The 15,228-nt window shown below is 72.1% G+C and carries 17 protein-coding genes; 9 read left to right on the plus strand and 8 right to left on the minus strand.

Annotated elements, in window-relative coordinates:
• Window positions 1–332 precede the first annotated feature (332 nt).
• Entirely contained in the window at window positions 333–671 is a 339-nt protein-coding gene (gene wblA / locus JS756_RS23390; RefSeq protein ID WP_189874859.1) for a transcriptional regulator WblA, read from the plus strand.
• A 371-nt stretch (window positions 672–1,042) separates the two neighbouring features.
• Here wblA and bagB read toward each other — a convergent pair whose 3' ends face one another.
• Both bagB and bagA read right to left on the minus strand, forming a co-directional pair.
• Window positions 1,043–2,497, minus strand: coding sequence for an ATPase BagB (bagB, locus tag JS756_RS23395; RefSeq protein WP_205385142.1), 1,455 nt, complete (start codon window positions 2,495–2,497; stop codon window positions 1,043–1,045).
• Complete coding sequence (bagA, locus tag JS756_RS23400) at window positions 2,494–3,471, minus strand: ATPase BagA (RefSeq protein ID WP_205385143.1); 978 nt, start codon at window positions 3,469–3,471, stop codon at window positions 2,494–2,496. Before bagA ends, bagB begins: the two co-directional genes overlap by 4 nt.
• A 125-nt stretch (window positions 3,472–3,596) precedes the next feature.
• Here bagA and sp36 point away from each other — a divergent pair, with 125 nt between their 5' ends.
• From sp36 to JS756_RS23425, 5 genes are all read left to right on the plus strand, one after another.
• A complete protein-coding gene (sp36, locus tag JS756_RS23405; RefSeq protein ID WP_007383662.1) occupies window positions 3,597–3,761 on the plus strand; it encodes a Sp36 family protein in 165 nt (54 codons plus the stop codon).
• Window positions 3,758–4,219, plus strand: coding sequence for a RidA family protein (locus JS756_RS23410; protein WP_205385144.1), 462 nt, complete (start codon window positions 3,758–3,760; stop codon window positions 4,217–4,219). The genes sp36 and JS756_RS23410 overlap by 4 nt, the downstream gene beginning before the upstream one ends.
• 130 nt (window positions 4,220–4,349) lie before the next feature.
• Entirely contained in the window at window positions 4,350–4,496 is a 147-nt protein-coding gene (locus JS756_RS23415; protein ID WP_205385145.1) for a hypothetical protein, read from the plus strand.
• A 206-nt stretch (window positions 4,497–4,702) separates the two neighbouring features.
• A complete protein-coding gene (locus JS756_RS23420; protein WP_205385146.1) occupies window positions 4,703–5,581 on the plus strand; it encodes an NUDIX hydrolase in 879 nt (292 codons plus the stop codon).
• The gene (locus JS756_RS23425) at window positions 5,578–6,408 is read left to right on the plus strand and encodes an MBL fold metallo-hydrolase (protein WP_205385147.1); all 831 of its coding nucleotides are present in this window, start codon (window positions 5,578–5,580) and stop codon (window positions 6,406–6,408) included. Before JS756_RS23420 ends, JS756_RS23425 begins: the two co-directional genes overlap by 4 nt.
• Before the next feature lie 253 nt (window positions 6,409–6,661).
• Here JS756_RS23425 and JS756_RS23430 read toward each other — a convergent pair whose 3' ends face one another.
• Together JS756_RS23430 and JS756_RS23435 are read right to left on the minus strand one after the other, a co-directional pair.
• Window positions 6,662–7,489 (minus strand): nucleotidyltransferase domain-containing protein, encoded by an 828-nt coding sequence (locus JS756_RS23430; RefSeq protein WP_205385148.1) that lies wholly within the window; start codon window positions 7,487–7,489, stop codon window positions 6,662–6,664.
• Window positions 7,490–7,518: 29 nt separating this feature from the next.
• Entirely contained in the window at window positions 7,519–8,193 is a 675-nt protein-coding gene (locus tag JS756_RS23435) for a Crp/Fnr family transcriptional regulator (protein WP_020129286.1), read from the minus strand.
• Between the two features lie 251 nt (window positions 8,194–8,444).
• Here JS756_RS23435 and nth point away from each other — a divergent pair, with 251 nt between their 5' ends.
• The 3 genes from nth to JS756_RS23450 all read left to right on the plus strand — a co-directional run bounded on the left by nth (window position 8,445) and on the right by JS756_RS23450 (window position 11,568).
• The gene (gene nth / locus JS756_RS23440; RefSeq protein WP_205385149.1) at window positions 8,445–9,503 is read left to right on the plus strand and encodes an endonuclease III; all 1,059 of its coding nucleotides are present in this window, start codon (window positions 8,445–8,447) and stop codon (window positions 9,501–9,503) included.
• A gap of 52 nt (window positions 9,504–9,555) precedes the next feature.
• On the plus strand, window positions 9,556–10,251 hold the full coding sequence (locus JS756_RS23445; RefSeq protein WP_205385150.1) for an NUDIX hydrolase: 696 nt from the start codon (window positions 9,556–9,558) through the stop codon (window positions 10,249–10,251).
• A gap of 117 nt (window positions 10,252–10,368) precedes the next feature.
• Window positions 10,369–11,568 carry a MarP family serine protease gene (locus JS756_RS23450; protein ID WP_205385151.1) on the plus strand — a complete coding sequence of 400 codons (1,200 nt, stop codon included), beginning with the start codon at window positions 10,369–10,371 and terminating at the stop codon, window positions 11,566–11,568.
• Between the two features lie 15 nt (window positions 11,569–11,583).
• Here JS756_RS23450 and JS756_RS23455 read toward each other — a convergent pair whose 3' ends face one another.
• From JS756_RS23455 to nhaA, 4 genes are all read right to left on the minus strand, one after another.
• The gene (locus JS756_RS23455; protein ID WP_205385152.1) at window positions 11,584–11,763 is read right to left on the minus strand and encodes a hypothetical protein; all 180 of its coding nucleotides are present in this window, start codon (window positions 11,761–11,763) and stop codon (window positions 11,584–11,586) included.
• Between the two features lie 188 nt (window positions 11,764–11,951).
• Entirely contained in the window at window positions 11,952–12,890 is a 939-nt protein-coding gene (locus tag JS756_RS23460; RefSeq protein ID WP_205385153.1) for an alpha/beta fold hydrolase, read from the minus strand.
• Entirely contained in the window at window positions 12,887–13,381 is a 495-nt protein-coding gene (locus tag JS756_RS23465; protein ID WP_205385154.1) for a phage holin family protein, read from the minus strand. The genes JS756_RS23460 and JS756_RS23465 overlap by 4 nt, the downstream gene beginning before the upstream one ends.
• Window positions 13,382–13,461: 80 nt before the next feature.
• A complete protein-coding gene (gene nhaA / locus JS756_RS23470) occupies window positions 13,462–14,904 on the minus strand; it encodes a Na+/H+ antiporter NhaA (RefSeq protein ID WP_205385155.1) in 1,443 nt (480 codons plus the stop codon).
• Between the last annotated feature and the right edge of the window lie 324 nt (window positions 14,905–15,228).

A 15,228-nucleotide genomic window follows, 5' to 3' on the forward strand; every position in this document is an offset into this window, starting at 1 on the left:
TGCGGTCACGTATCAATACGTCCGGCGACCCCGAATCGTTCCGGAGGTTCCCCGATTTTCTGATGGGGGCGTGCCCGAATCCGCCTCGTGTGTCATGCGGCGTCCGGTGTGGCGCACCAATACTGTCCCGTTTTGCCAGGATGATCACACATGTCGCCAGCTCACTCCCCCGGGTGATCTGCCGCTTCCTCATAGTCCGTTCGGACCATTCAAGATTGGGCCCGCTGGGGGTGTTGCACTGTCCCCACCTTCCGTAACGTCCTCAACTGGCGGCGGTGAATATGCCGCTGCCGCCGTGGGGGAGCCTCGATTCGGGAGAGGACGGCGCCGGTATGGGCTGGGTTACCGACTGGAGTGCGCAGGCTGCCTGTCGCACTACCGATCCGGATGAACTGTTCGTGCAGGGAGCAGCGCAGAACAGGGCCAAGGCGGTGTGCACGGGATGCCCGGTGCGCACGGAATGCCTGGCGGACGCGCTGGACAACCGCGTCGAGTTCGGCGTGTGGGGAGGCATGACGGAGCGGGAGCGCCGCGCACTGCTGCGCCGGCGGCCGACCGTCACCTCGTGGCGCCGGCTCCTGGAGACCGCGCGCACGGAGTACGAGCGCGGTGCGGGCATCGTGCCGCTCGACGACGACGAGGTCTACGAGAACTATGCGGCGGTGAGCTGAGGGGGACACCGGGCAGCGGCCACGGACATCGGCCCGAGCCCGGCCGTCACCACGGGTTCGGCGACGGGGTACGGCTCCGTCGGCGGAGCCGTGAGTACGGCTCAGGGACAGGGCCATGAGGACCGCTCAGAGGCACAGCCGCGGGTACTGCTCGTGGGCGCGGTGATGTGAACGCCTCCCGCTGCGCACGTCGTCCCGGGCGTGGCACCCGGTCACGGGCGACGGTGCCGGTCCTTCCGCGGGCGTCGGCGCGGTTTCTGGCGAGGGTTCCGACGTGTGACGAACGTCTCGGTGGTGCGCGCGTGCCGGTACGGCGTCGGCCGCCGAAGCCGGCCGGTGCACCGTGACCGGAAGTGACCGGACACGCCGGATCACAACTCCGTGTCGACCGTCTTGCCGGCGCTGTCGGGCAGTTCCGGGCGGTTGGCCGCGAGGCGGTCACCGATGTCCCGCAGACCCAGGAGGTCGTGCACGTCGCCGGGAAGCGCGGCCACTTCGGCCACCGCCACCTCGGGGTGCAGCGCGGTGAAGCGGTCGCGCGTGCGCTGCTCGCGGGAGAGCAGCTGCATCCGCTCGGCGTGCAGCCTCAGCAGCCCTGCGGCGACCTCGTCCACGGGACGGTCGTCCGCGGCGCGTGCGTCCGCCGGGCGGTCACCCGCAGGGTGGTCGCCGTCGGCCGCGCCCGCCGGGGTGTCCGTCGCCGGGTGGTCCGCGCTGTCCGTGGCCGCCTCCGTGGCGGGGGAGCCTGGGCCGGAGGTCGACTCGGATGCGGGAGATTCCGCCGAGTCTGAACTGCCGTACGTGTCGGGAGAGTTACGAAGTCCAGCTTTCCCGCCCACCTGATCGACAATGCGGGGCTCTTCAAGATTTTCCGCGGCGGCGAGTGCCCGCTCGGCCGACAGCTGGGCGGCACCGCTGCCGTGGACCCGGTTGAGGACCAGGCCGGCCAGCGGCATGTCCTCGGCCGCCAGCCGCTCCACGAAGTAGGCGGCCTCCCGCAGTGCGTCCCGTTCCGGGGCCGCCACCACGAGGAACGCCGTGCCAGGAGCCTGGAGCAGCTTGTACGTGGCGTCCGCGCGGGTGCGGAAGCCGCCGAAGGTGGTGTCCATCGCGGCCACGAACGTCTGCACGTCCTTCAGCAACTGACCGCCGAGGAGCTTGCCGAGCGTGCCGGTCATCATCGACATCCCGACGTTCAGGAACTTCATCCCGGCCCGGCCGCCCAGCTTCGCGGGCGCCGTCAGAAGTCGGATCAGCCGCCCGTCCAGGAAGGAGCCGAGCCGCTTGGGCGCGTCCAGGAAGTCCAGCGCGGAGCGGGAGGGCGGGGTGTCGACGACGATGAGGTCCCACTCGTCCCGGGCCCGCAGCTGCCCCAGCTTCTCCATCGCCATGTACTCCTGCGTGCCCGCGAAGCCCGCCGAGAGCGACTGGTAGAAGGGGTTGCCCAGGATCGCCGCCGCCCGCTCGGGATCCGCGTGCGCCTCGACGATCTCGTCGAAGGTGCGCTTCATGTCGAGCATCATCGCGTGCAGATCGCCGCCGGCGGAGTCCTCGATGCCCTTCACCCGGCGCGGGACGTTGTCGAGCGAGTCGATGCCCATCGACTGGGCGAGCCGCCGGGCCGGGTCGATGGTGAGGACGACGACCTTCCGGCCGCGCTCGGCGGCCCTGAGGCCGAGAGCCGCCGCGGTGGTCGTCTTGCCGACCCCGCCCGAGCCGCAGCACACCACGATCCGAGTCTCCGGGTCGTCCAGCAGCGGGTCCAGGTCGAGCACGCGCGTGGGGGCGAGACGGCGCGAGGACTCCTGCGCGGCATCCGGACTCATGACATCCCCTGCTTTCGCAGCTCGGTGGCGAGTTCGTACAGGCCCGCCAGATCCATGCCCTCGGCGAGCAGCGGCAGTTCGTGCAGCGGCAGGCCCAGGTCGCTCAGAACGGCGCGCTGCTCGTGCTCCAGCGCGTACCGCTCGGCGTACTCCTCGGCCTGCCGGAGCAGCGGATCCACCAGCCGCTCCGCGTGCCCGCCGCGCCGCGCCCCGCCCAGCCCCGCCGACGACAGGGAGCGGGCGAGGGCCGTACGCGGAGTGCCGCGGACCTGTTCCAGCATGGCCGCGTCCAGTACCTCGGGCCGCACCATGTTGACGACGACCCGGCCCACCGGCAGCCGCGCGGAGCGCAGCTCGGCGATGCCGTCGGAGGTCTCCTGGACCGGCATCTCCTCCAGCAGCGTCACCAGATGCACGGCCGTCTCGGGCGACTTCAGCACCCGCATGACCGCCTGGGCCTGATTGTGTATCGGGCCGATCTTGGCCAGCCCCGCGACCTCGTCGTTGACGTTGAGGAAGCGGGTGACGCGGCCCGTGGGCGGCGCGTCCATGACGACGTAGTCGTAGACGAACCGCCCCGACCTCTCCTTCCGGCGCACCGCCTCGCACGCCTTGCCGGTGAGGAGGACGTCCCTCAGACCGGGGGCGATGGTGGTGGCGAAGTCGACGGCGCCGATCTTCTTCAGCGCACGGCCCGCCCCGCCCAGTTTGTAGAACATCTGGAGGTAGTCCAGAAGGGCCAGTTCGGGATCGATGGCGAGAGCGAAGACCTCACCTCCTCCCGGGGCGACGGCGATCTTGCGCTCCTCGTAGGGCAGCGCCTCCGTCTCGAAGAGCTGTGCGATGCCCTGCCGACCCTCGACCTCGACGAGAAGCGTCCGCTTCCCCTCCGTCGCGAGGGCCAGCGCGAGGGCTGCGGCGACCGTCGTCTTTCCGGTCCCGCCCTTGCCGCTGACGACCTGGAGCCTGCTCACGTCTTCGAGCGTAACCAGTCCCGGCGTCGCTCAAGCGGGAGGCTGTGGACAACACCGCTCGCGGCGGCCCGCGGGCGCCGCGACCGGCCGACGGTCCCACCTGCCACAGCGGTTAAAGTCGGCCCATGACCAAGAAGTGGGAATACGCGACCGTGCCGCTGCTCGTGCACGCGACGAAGCAGATTCTGGACACCTGGGGCGAGGACGGCTGGGAGCTCGTCCAGGTCGTGCCCGGGCCGAACAACCCCGAGCAGCTCGTGGCCTACCTGAAGCGGGAGAAGGCGGCGTGAGCGCGGTCGAGGCGAGGCTCGCCGAACTCGGTCTGACCCTGCCGGCGGTCGTGCCGCCGCTCGCGGCCTACCAGCCGGCGGTCCAGTCGGGCCCCTACGTGTACACGGCCGGACAGCTCCCGATGGTCGAGGGCAAGCTGCCGGTCACCGGCAAGGTGGGTGCCGAGGTCACCGCCGAGGAAGCCAAGGACCTGGCCCGCACCTGCGCGCTGAACGCCCTGGCCGCCGTGAAGTCCGTCGCGGGCGACCTGGACCGCGTCGCGCGCGTGGTGAAGGTCGTCGGCTACGTGGCCTCCGCGTCCGACTTCACCGGTCAGCCCGGCGTGCTCAACGGCGCGAGCGAACTGCTCGGCGAGGTCCTCGGCGACAAGGGCGTGCACGCGCGCAGCGCGGTCGGGGTGGCGGTGCTGCCGCTGGACGCGCCCGTGGAGGTCGAGATCCAGGTGGAGCTGGCCTAGAGACCACTTGCCGGGCCCGGTTCCACGGGCCCGGTCGTCACCGGCGTGTCCGCCGCGGGCCCGGCCCTGGCGTGCCCCTCGTCAACGGCCCAGGCGTCGCCGGTTCGGCCGTCAGGCGGTCTACGTACCCGTGCGGACCGTCACCACGGACTCCCAGAGCAATCTGCGGACGACCACGGCCCCGGTCGACGGCGCCCGGCGCCACGCCTTCGCCGGTCGTGCCACCGCCCCGGTCACCTCGTACGGGGACTACGTCGACGCAGTCCCCGCCCAGTGACGCGGCGGTCGCGGTGCTGTGGTGCGGTCCTCACCGCCGACCGAAGCCCCCGGGTCCCGAGATCCCGAGGCCGGGGGCTTCGGCCCTCCCGCCCCGGCACGCACGAGGCAGCGGGAGCATTCGCGTCATATGTCCTCTCTGTTACTTCTGTGGTCGCCCCAGGGGCACCTCTCGAACATTCGGTCGCCACGGGATAGCCTCCGGCCATGGCGAATGGGCAGTGGTATCCACCCGAGTGGCCGGACCGGATCCGCGCGCTGGCGGCCGGCACCCTCGCGCCGGTCGCGGCGAAGCGCGCGGCGACGGTGATGCTCCTGAGGGACTCCGGCGCCGGTACCGGCCCCGCCGTCCACATGCTGCGCAGACGCGCCTCCATGGCCTTCGCGGCGGGCGCCTACGCCTACCCCGGCGGCGGCGTCGACCCCCGCGACGACGACCACCTGGTGCGCTGGGCCGGCCCCACGCGCGCGTGGTGGGCCGAAAGGCTCGGCGTCGACGGCGAGACGGCGGCCCAGGCGATCGTCTGCGCGGCCGTCCGCGAGACGTTCGAGGAGGCGGGCGTGCTGCTGGCGGGATCGACGCCGGACTCGGTGGTCGGTGACACCACCGGTGCGGACTGGGAGGCCGACCGCACGGCGCTGGTGGCCCGTGAGACGTCGTTCGCGGAGTTCCTCGACCGCCGCGGCCTGGTGCTGCGCTCGGACCTGCTGGGCGCCTGGACGCGCTGGATCACCCCCGAGTTCGAACCCCGCCGCTACGACACCTGGTTCTTCGTGGCCGCACTCCCCGTCGGCCAGCGCACCCGTGACGTCTCCGGCGAGGCCGACCGCACGGTGTGGGTCCGCCCGCAGGACGCGGCGGAGGCCTACGACCGGGGCGAGCTGCTGATGATGCCGCCCACCGTCGCGACCCTGCGCCAGCTGGTGCCCCATGCCACCGCGGCCGAGGCACTGGCCGCCGCACCGGACCGCGACCTGACGCCCGTGCTGGCGCGGGCCCGCCTCGAGGACGGCGAGGTCGTGCTCTCCTGGCCGGGCCACGACGAGTTCACCAAACACGTTCCGACCGGGGGAGCCCCCGTATGACCGACGCCTCCGCCCTTCCCGGTCAGCCTCGGGACGCGGTCCTGTCCGGCCCGGCCACCGAGCGCGCCGTGAACGTCCTCGCGCCGAACGCCTCCGCCATGACCCTGGACGGCACGAACACCTGGATCGTCGCCGAACCCGACTCCGACCTGGCAGTCGTGATCGATCCGGGCCCGCTCGACGAGGGGCATCTGCGCACTGTCGTCGACACGGCCGAGAAGGCCGGCCGGCGCGTCGCCCTCACCCTGCTCACCCACGGCCACGCCGACCACGCCGAGGGCGCCGCCCGGTTCGCCGAGCTGACCGGCACGCGTGTGCGTGCCCTCGACCCCGCGCTGCGGCTCGGTGACGAGGGCCTGGCCGCCGGGGACGTGATCGGCGTCGGTGGCCTGGAGCTGCGGGTCGTGGCCACGCCGGGCCACACCGCGGACTCGCTGTGCTTCCACCTCCCGGCCGACCGGGCGGTCCTGACCGGTGACACCGTCCTCGGCCGCGGCACGACCATGGTGGCGCACCCCGACGGCCGTCTCGGCGACTACCTGGACTCGCTGCGCCGACTGCGGTGCCTCACCGTCGACGACGGCGTCCACACGGTCCTGCCGGGCCACGGACCGGTCCTGGAGGACGCCCAGGGGGCCGTCGAGTACTACCTCGCCCACCGCGCCCACCGGCTCGCCCAGATCGAGACGGCCTTCGAGGACGGCTTCCGCACCGCCGCCCAGGTCGTCGCCCACGTCTACGCGGACGTGGACCGCTCGCTCTGGCCGGCAGCCGAACTGTCGGTACGGGCCCAGCTGGACTACCTGGAGGAGCACGGGCTGATCTAGCGGGCGCTCGGGCGCATGGGCGCACCGATGCACAGGCGTCGGTGTCCGGACCGTGCGCGCGGGGGATCCGGGTGATCAGGGTGGCCGGCCGGCGCCGTGTTCCTGGTGCCGCGGGCGGTCCGGTGACGCGAGCGGTCCTGACGGCGCCGGTGGTCCCGGCTCGGAGCGCGGTTCCGGTGCCGCGGCCGATCCTCGGGGCGCCGGGCGCGGGAAGGCGTCCGTGCGGCGCGGAGGGCGAACAGGGCCGGCCGGTTCAGGCGCCGTCGGACCGTGGCGCCTTGACGCCGTGCACGCGCGCGTACTCCCCGGCGAGCCAGGGTCCGAGGTCGTCGACGTACGACCGCAGGACGGACGCGTCGCCGACCGGCTCGTAGCCGCGGACGGCCGCCTCGGCCATCTGCCGGGCGCGCTCGGGGTAGTACGCGCCGAAGACCCCGGCCATCTCGTGCAGATCGCTGGTCCAGCCCCTCCAGCGGGGCATGACCAGCGTGAAACCGGTGCGCACCAGGTGCCGGGACATGAAGCGCACCAACGGCCGGCGGGCCTCCTCGGACCCGCCGGCCGACGCGGTCCGCTCGCGCCAGCGGGGGAGCAGCCTGCCCAGGTCGCCGTTGGTCTCTCGGGCCAGCCGTGAGTCCGGGCGGTAGCGGGGCAGTCGCTGCCCGAGGTCGTCCCCGAGCAGCGGCGTGCACAGGCAGGCGAGGAACCAGCCCATGTCGTGGCGCTCCGCCTCGCTCAGCAGGCGAGCCCGGCCGTACAGGAGCGTGCCGACCCCGTCGATCTGCGGGAACTCCGCGTCGAGGGCCTTCTCCAGCTCCCGTACGGCGTCCCGGTCGGCGTCGGTCGGCTCCTCGTGCAGTGCGAGCAGCAGGTCGAGGTCGCTGCGGCCCGTGCGGGCGGTGCCGCGCGGGACGGACCCGTACAGGTAGGCGCTGTGCAACCGGGACCCGAACAGGCCGGGGAGCCGGTGCCTGGCCTCGGCGACCACAGGCTCGAAGGAGGGTGGGACGCGCGCGAGGGAGCCCTCGCGCACGAAGAAGCCGAGGGCGTCGAGACCCTTGGGTCTGATCGTGTCCGGCACGGTGCGGTCCGGGGCGTAGCCGCCGCCGGTCAGCGCGAGCGCTTGGCGAGGCGCTCGACGTCCAGCAGGATCACGGCCCGTGCCTCCAGGCGGAGCCACCCTCGCTGGGCGAAGTCGGCGAGCGCCTTGTTGACCGTCTCGCGGGAGGCGCCGACCAGCTGGGCCAGCTCCTCCTGCGTGAGGTCGTGCACGACGTGGATGCCCTCCTCGGACTGCACGCCGAAGCGGCGGGAGAGGTCCAGCAGGGCCCGTGCCACACGACCGGGCACATCGGAGAAGACCAGGTCGGACATGGCGTCGTTGGTCTTGCGCAGGCGGCGGGCGACGGCGCGCAGCAGCGCGGTGGCCACCTCGGGCCGGGCGTTCAGCCAGGGCTGGAGGTCACCGTGGCCCAGGCCCAGCAGCTTGACCTCGGTCAGCGCCGTGGCGGTCGCCGTCCGCGGGCCCGGGTCGAACAGCGACAGCTCGCCGATCAGCTCGCTGGGGCCGACCACGGCCAGCATGTTCTCCCGGCCGTCGGGGGACGTGCGGTGGAGCTTGACCTTGCCCTCCGTCACGACGTACAGCCGGTCTCCCGGGTCGCCCTCGTGGAACAGCGAGTCGCCGCGTGCCAGGGTCACCTCGCTCATGGAGGCGCGAAGCTCCGCGGCCTGCTCGTCGTCGAGTGCCGCGAAGAGCGGGTTGCGCCGCAGAACGTCGTCCACGAGTTCTCTCCTTGTCGACCTGCTCAGGGGATCTTGCTCCCCCGTCTATCAGGGGACCGTGGTGCCCATTCTGGCGGACGGTCCAAACAGTGTGATCTGTCACAAGGATGCCGTACCCGCGCGGCGACGTACGAGGCAGGGGGCCAATTGGGCGCCGATCTTCAGGGTCCGGGACGGATGTCGGCGCCGGGCTCTAGGCTGGCCGGGTGTCCAAATCGCCGGTGAGAGCACAGGCCAAGGGGGCTGGGCTGGTGGTGGTACGTCGCGATTCCGCTGTGGGCGAACAGGGCCCCGACGGGAGTGAGAGGGAGGCGAAAGCCGCGAAGAAGGCATCGGGGAAGAAGGTGGCGTCCGGGGAGGGAGCGGCCCCCGGCGGGACGGCCGGGAAGAGCAGCCCCGCGAAGAGGACTGCCCCGGCCAAGAGGACTGCCCGGGCCGAGGGGGCCGAGTCGGCGAAGAAGACGGCACCCTCCGCGAAGTCGTCCCCGGCGAAGAGGGCCGCCTCCGCCGGCACCGCCGCCTCCGGGGCGCGCAGGCAGGAGTCCCGCACCGCCCTCGTCCGCCGCGCCCGCCGGATCAACCGGGAACTCGCCGAGGTCTATCCGTACGCCCACCCCGAGCTCGACTTCGAGAACCCCTTCCAGCTGATCGTCGCCACGGTCCTGTCCGCGCAGACCACCGATCTGCGCGTCAACCAGACGACCCCGGCGCTGTTCGCGAAGTACCCCACCCCCGAGGACCTGGCCGCCGCCGACCCCGAGGAGGTCGAGGAGATCCTCCGCCCGTGCGGCTTCTTCCGGAACAAGACCAGGTCGGTGATAGGGCTGTCGAAGGCCCTGGAGGAGGAGTTCGGCGGAGAGGTGCCCGGCCGTCTGGAGGACCTCGTCAAGCTGCCCGGTGTCGGCCGCAAGACCGCCTTCGTCGTCCTGGGCAACGCCTTCGGCCGGCCCGGCATCACCGTGGACACGCACTTCCAGCGGCTCGTGCGGCGCTGGCAGTGGACCGACGAGACGGACCCGGACAAGATCGAGGCCGCCATCGGCGCCCTCTTCCCCAAGAGCGACTGGACCGACCTGTCGCACCACGTGATCTGGCACGGCCGCCGTATCTGCCACGCCCGCAAGCCCGCCTGCGGTGCCTGCCCCATCGCCGCGCTCTGCCCGGCCTACGGCGAGGGCGAGACCGACCCCGACAAGGCCGCCAAGCTGCTCAAGTACGAGAAGGGCGGCTTCCCCGGCCAGCGCCTGAAGCCGCCGCAGGCCTACCTCGACGCGGGCGGCAGACCGGCGCCGCCGCTGGGGGCCGGATGACGGAACGATCTGCGAGGGCTCGGGCGTTGGACAGAGCGGAACGGGGGTGCAGATGACGCGCGCGAGCGACACACAGGGCGGTCCGGTGACGTTGTCCAAGGAAGGCCTGCCCGACTGGCTCGGCCCGGTGGCGCACGCCGCCGAGACGGTCGAGCCGCTTCAGCTGAGCCGCTTCCTGCCGCCCGCGGACGGCGCGGGCCGCCAGTCCGCCGTCCTCATCCTGTTCGGTGAGGGCGAGCTCGGGCCGGAGCTGCTGCTGATGGAGCGGTCCGGCTCCCTGAGGTCGCATGCCGGGCAGCCCTCGTTCCCGGGCGGCGCGCTCGACGCTGACGACGGCGACCCGCTGGCCGAGGGGCCCCTGCGGGCCGCGCTGCGCGAGGCCGAGGAGGAGACCGGCCTCGACCCGGGCGGGGTGCAGCTCTTCGGCGTGTTGCCCAAGCTGTACATCCCGGTCAGCAGCTTCGTCGTCACACCGGTGCTCGGCTGGTGGCGCGAACCCAGCCCGGTCGGCGTCGTCGACCCGAACGAGACCGCGCGCGTCTTCACCGTCCCCGTGGCGGATCTCACGGACCCGGCCAACCGTGCGACGACCGTCCACCCCAGCGGCTACCAGGGTCCGGCATTCCTGGTCGCATCGGCCCTGGTCTGGGGCTTCACGGCCGGTGTCATCGACCGCCTGCTGCACTACGCGGGCTGGGAGCTCCCCTGGGACCGCGACCGGAAGGTCACCCTGGACTGGCGGTCGTGACAGGGTGGCCCCCGGATCGTGGCTCTCCGGGGGCCGTGTCCGTGTGCCGCTGAGCGGCGGGCCGGACCACCGGCCGACCTGGTGGGATCGTGACGTGACGAGGCGAGGCTTGAAGCGGTGAACGTGCTGGACATCCTGTTGCTGATCGCGGCCGTGTGGTTCGCGGTCGTCGGCTACCGGCAGGGCTTCGTGGTCGGCATCCTGTCGGTGATCGGCTTCCTGGGCGGCGGGCTGGTCGCCGTGTACCTGCTGCCTGTGCTCTGGGACGTCCTCACGGACAAGTCCGAGGTCAGCACGACCGCCGCGGTCGTCGCGGTGATCATCGTCATCGTCTGCGCCTCCGTCGGCCAGGCCCTGACCACCCATCTGGGCAACAAGCTGCGCCGGTACATCACCTGGTCCCCGGCCCGTGCTCTGGACGCGACGGGAGGCGCCCTGGTCAATGTCGTGGCCATGCTGCTGGTGGCCTGGCTGATCGGCTCGGCCCTCGCCGGCACGACGCTGCCCACGCTCGGCAAGCAGGTCCGGGGCTCCAAAGTGCTGCTCGGCGTGTCGCGGGCGCTGCCGGCGCAGGCCGACACCTGGTTCGCCGACTTCTCCTCCGTCCTCGCGCAGAACGGCTTCCCGCAGGTCTTCAGCCCGTTCGCCAACGAACCGATCACCGACGTGCGCAGGCCCGACCCGGCACTCGCCGACAGCCCCGTCGCGGCCCGCGCCCAGCGCTCCATCGTCAAGGTCATGGGAACCGCGCCGGGTTGCGGCAAGGTCCTGGAGGGCACCGGCTTCGTCTTCGCCGACCGGCGTGTGATGACCAACGCGCATGTCGTCGGCGGCGTCGACGAACCCACCGTCCAGATAGGCGGCGTGGGACGCCGGTACGACGCGACCGTCGTCCTGTACGACTGGCGGCGCGACATCGCCGTACTCGATGTGCCCGACCTCAAGGCGCCCGCGCTGCACTTCTCGGAGAAGGACGCGGTGAGCGGTGACGACGCGATCGTGGCGGGCTTCCCGCAGAACGGCGCGTACGACGTGCGTGCCGCCCGGGTGCGGGGCCGGATCACGCCCAACGGCCCGGACATCTACCATCGCGGCACCGTCCGCCGCGACGTCTACTCGCTCTACGCGACCGTCCGCCAGGGCAACTCCGGCGGCCCGCTGCTCACGCCCGACGGCAAGGTCTACGGCGTGGTGTTCGCGAAGTCCCTCGACGACGCCGACACCGGGTACGCCCTCACCAAGGACGAGATCCAGGACGACATCGACCGGGGGCGAACGGCGAACGAGCAGGTCGACAGCGACAGTTGCGCGCTGTGAGCCGGCACTGAGGTGTCAGCCGCGCGGATGGCGCAGGCGCACCGAGACCCAGCGGGCCCGGCGGCGCAGGATGCGCGGGATCCCCACCCGAGGGTCGCTGCCCGGCAGCTGCGGTGTGCCGCGCTCGTGGGAGCTCAGGGCACTGCCCGAGCGGCGGTCGCGTGCTGCGTCACTGTAGTCGTGCGTCCAGCCCATACCCCGACGTCTGCCCCTGCCCCAAGGTCGATAACCGTTCCCGAGGTCCCCAATTGGCGTATGCGCCGGGCAAGTGGCCGTTCGTTGAACTGTTGTTCACGTCCGGATACCGGGCGCGCAGGCGCGGTCACCGAGCGGGGCCGGATCGCGGGGGCCGGCCGTCGCCGGACCGGATCGCGGCCCCGCGGTCACCGGTCCGGCTCGGGGTCCTTCAGCCAGTTGACGAGCTCGGTGGAGAACGCCACCGGGTCCTCCTCGTGCGGGAAGTGGCCCAGCCCGTCGAACAGCCGCCAGCGGTACGGCGCTTCGACGTACTCCCCGGACCCGGCGGCGCTGCGGGTCCGCAGCACCGGGTCGAGGGAACCGTGCAGGTGCAGGGTGGGTACGCGCACGGGCCGTTTCATCCGCCGGTAGAACTGGACGCCGTCGGGGCGCGCGAGCGACCGCACCAGCCAGCGGTACGGTTCGACGGCGCAGTGCGCGGTCGACGGGATGCACATCGCCCTGCGGTACGTCTCCACCGCAGCCTCGTCCGGCAGGCGGGGCCCCGACCAGTCCCGGATCAGGCGGCCGACGAGCGCCCCGTCGTCCGCGGTCAGCTGCCGTTCCGGGATCCACGGCCGCTGGAAGCCCCAGACGTGGGACCCGGCGCGGGTCTGCTTGACGTCGGCGAGCATCGCCGAGCGCCAGCGCCGGGGATGCGGCATCGAGGCGACGGCGAGGCGGCGCACCAGCTTGGGCCGCATCACGGCAGCTGTCCACGCCAGATAACCGCCCAGGTCGTGCCCGACGAGCGCGGCGTCCGGCTCGCCGAGCGAGCGGATCACCCCGGTGATGTCGAGGGCGAGGTTGGCGGGGTCGTAGCCGCGCGGGGTGCGGTCGGAGCCGCCGACGCCCCGCAGGTCCATCGCGACGGCCCGGTAGCCGGCGTCGGCCAGGGCCACCAGCTGGTGCCGCCAGGCCCACCAGAACTGGGGGAAGCCGTGCACCAGCATCACCAGCGGCCCGTCGCCGAGCTCGGCGATGTGGAAGCGGGCGCCGTTGGCGGCGACGTCCCGGTGGGTCCAGGGGCCGTCGATGCGCACGGGCGAGCCCGGGTGCGCCGGGGAGGGGGCTGGGTCGGTCATGACGACGAGCGTGCCACAGCCTCGATGGCCGCGTGCCCGCCCTCCTCCAGCGCCGGCTGCTCCGGGCGGGGGTGCGGCTTGGCCTTCTGCAGGACGCCCGCGGTCTCCTTCACGGAGGCGGCGACCTTCTGCGGGCCCTTGCTCCGCTGCGCCTTCTTGGCGAAGGCCACGCCGATCAGCGTGAGAAGGCCTGCGACGAGGACGTTCGCCGCGAACGACAGCAGGAAGCAGACCGCGAGGTTCCAGTGGCTCCAGGTGCGGATGCCGTACGCCAGCGCGAAGTTCAGCATCGGCAGCGAGAACACCAGCACCGCGCCGGCGACGGTGAACGCGCCACCGCTGACCGCGCCGCGCTTGACGTCCTGCTTGAGCTGGGCCTTGGCCAGTGCGATCTCGTCGTGCACCAGCGCCGACATTTCGGTCGTCGCCGAGGCGAACAGCTGGCCGATGCTGCGTTCGGCGCCGACCGGGCTGCCGTCGGGTGCGCTCATCGCGGTCTCCCTCTCCTGCGTTCGGGTCCGCGCGCGGCGTGGCCGCGCGGGATGCCCTCCTTTTGTACCGTCCCGTCAGATCATGCCGGACGGTCGCCGTCCTCGCCCGCCCCGCCCGCCACTTCGGCGGGTGTGTGGCGCGCGGCGGCCAGTTCCGCGGCGACCCGGCGGTGGTCGGCCGCCTTGCGCTCCAGGATGTCGGCCATCCGCAGGTGGTACTCCGGACGGTCCTCCTCGTAGATGTCCGGGATGCCGTCGTGGTCCTCGTCCCGGTCCTCGTCCTCGCAGAGTTTGCGGTACTGGGCGTTGCGTATCTTCAGCAGGATCGAGGCGAGCACGGCGGCGATCACCGAGCCGGCGAGGACGGAGGCCTTCACCTCGTCCGTGAGAACCGCGTTCCCCTCGAAGGCGAGCTCGCCGATGAGCAGGGAGACGGTGAACCCGATCCCGGCGAGCGCGGCCACCGCGAAGACGTCCGCCCAGGCCAGTTCGTCGCTGAGGGACGCCCGGGTGAAGCGTGCCGTCAGCCAGGTGCCGCCGAAGATGCCGATCGTCTTGCCGACGACGAGTCCGAGGACCACGCCGAGCGTCTCCGGTTTGGTGAACACGTCCAGCAGCGCGTGGTGGTCGACGGCGACCCCGGCGCTGAACAGCGCGAACAGCGGCACCGCCAGGCCCGCCGACACCGGGCGGACCAGGTGCTCGATGTGCTCGCCGGGGGAGTGCTCCTCACCCTCGCGGCGGGTGCAGCGCAGCATCAGGCCCATCGCGACGCCGGCGATGGTGGCGTGGACGCCGCTGTTGTACATCAGCGCCCAGATCACCAGGGCGAGCGGCACGTAGATGTACCAGCCGTGTACGCCCTTGCGCAGCAGCAGCCAGAAGACGGCGAGGCCGACGACGGCGCCGCCGAGGGCGACGAAGTCGATGCTGGAGGTGAAGAAGACCGCGATGATGAGGATCGCGAAGAGGTCGTCGACGACGGCGAGGGTGAGCAGGAAGGCGCGCAGCGCGCTCGGCAGCGAGGTGCCGATCACGGCGAGGACGGCGAGCGCGAAGGCGATGTCGGTTGCGGTGGGCACCGCCCAGCCGTCCATCGAGCCGCCCCCGGCGAGGTTGGTGAGGGCGTAGACCAGTGCGGGGACCGCCATGCCGCAGAGCGCGGCCACGACGGGCAGCACGGCGGCCTTGGGTTCGCGCAGGTCTCCGGCGGTCAGCTCGCGCTTGAGCTCGATGCCGGCGACGAAGAAGAAGATCGCCAGGAGCCCGTCGGCGGCCCAGTGGGCCAGGGAGAGGTTCAGGCCGAGGGCCGCGGGGCCGATGTGGAAGTCGGTGACGGTCTTGTAGCTGTCCCGCAGCGCGGGGACGTTCGCCCAGACCAGCGCGGCGATCGCGGCGGCGAGCAGCAGGACACCGCCGACGGTCTCGGCGCGCAGCGCGTCCCCGACGAAGGTGCGCTCCGGCAGGGAGAGGCGTCCGAACACCTTGCGGCTGCTGGTGTTGCTCGTGCGGGACGCGGTCACGGTGAGACCTCCGGTGGGTGGGCAGCACGGAATCCGTGCCGACCAGACTTCCCGGCGCACCTTGGCTCGCTGTCTCTTTGCTTACTTTACCTAACCTATGGAGGACCGGGGCCGGTGATCGTCACGTTATACGCAAAAGGGGCACTCGGCATGGTGGATGCCGGGTGCCCCTGCTGCCCTGCGGGCTCAGTCCTCGCCGGGTGTGGTCGGGAGTTTGGCCTGGATGAGGTCCATGACGGTGGAGTCGGTCAGTGTGGTGACGTCTCCGAGCTGGCGGTTCTCGGCGACGTCGCGCAGGAGTCGGCGCATGATCTTTCCGGAGCG

The sequence above is a fragment of the Streptomyces actuosus genome, from assembly GCF_016921115.1.
Classification (GTDB): Bacteria; Actinomycetota; Actinomycetes; order Streptomycetales; family Streptomycetaceae; genus Streptomyces; species Streptomyces actuosus_A.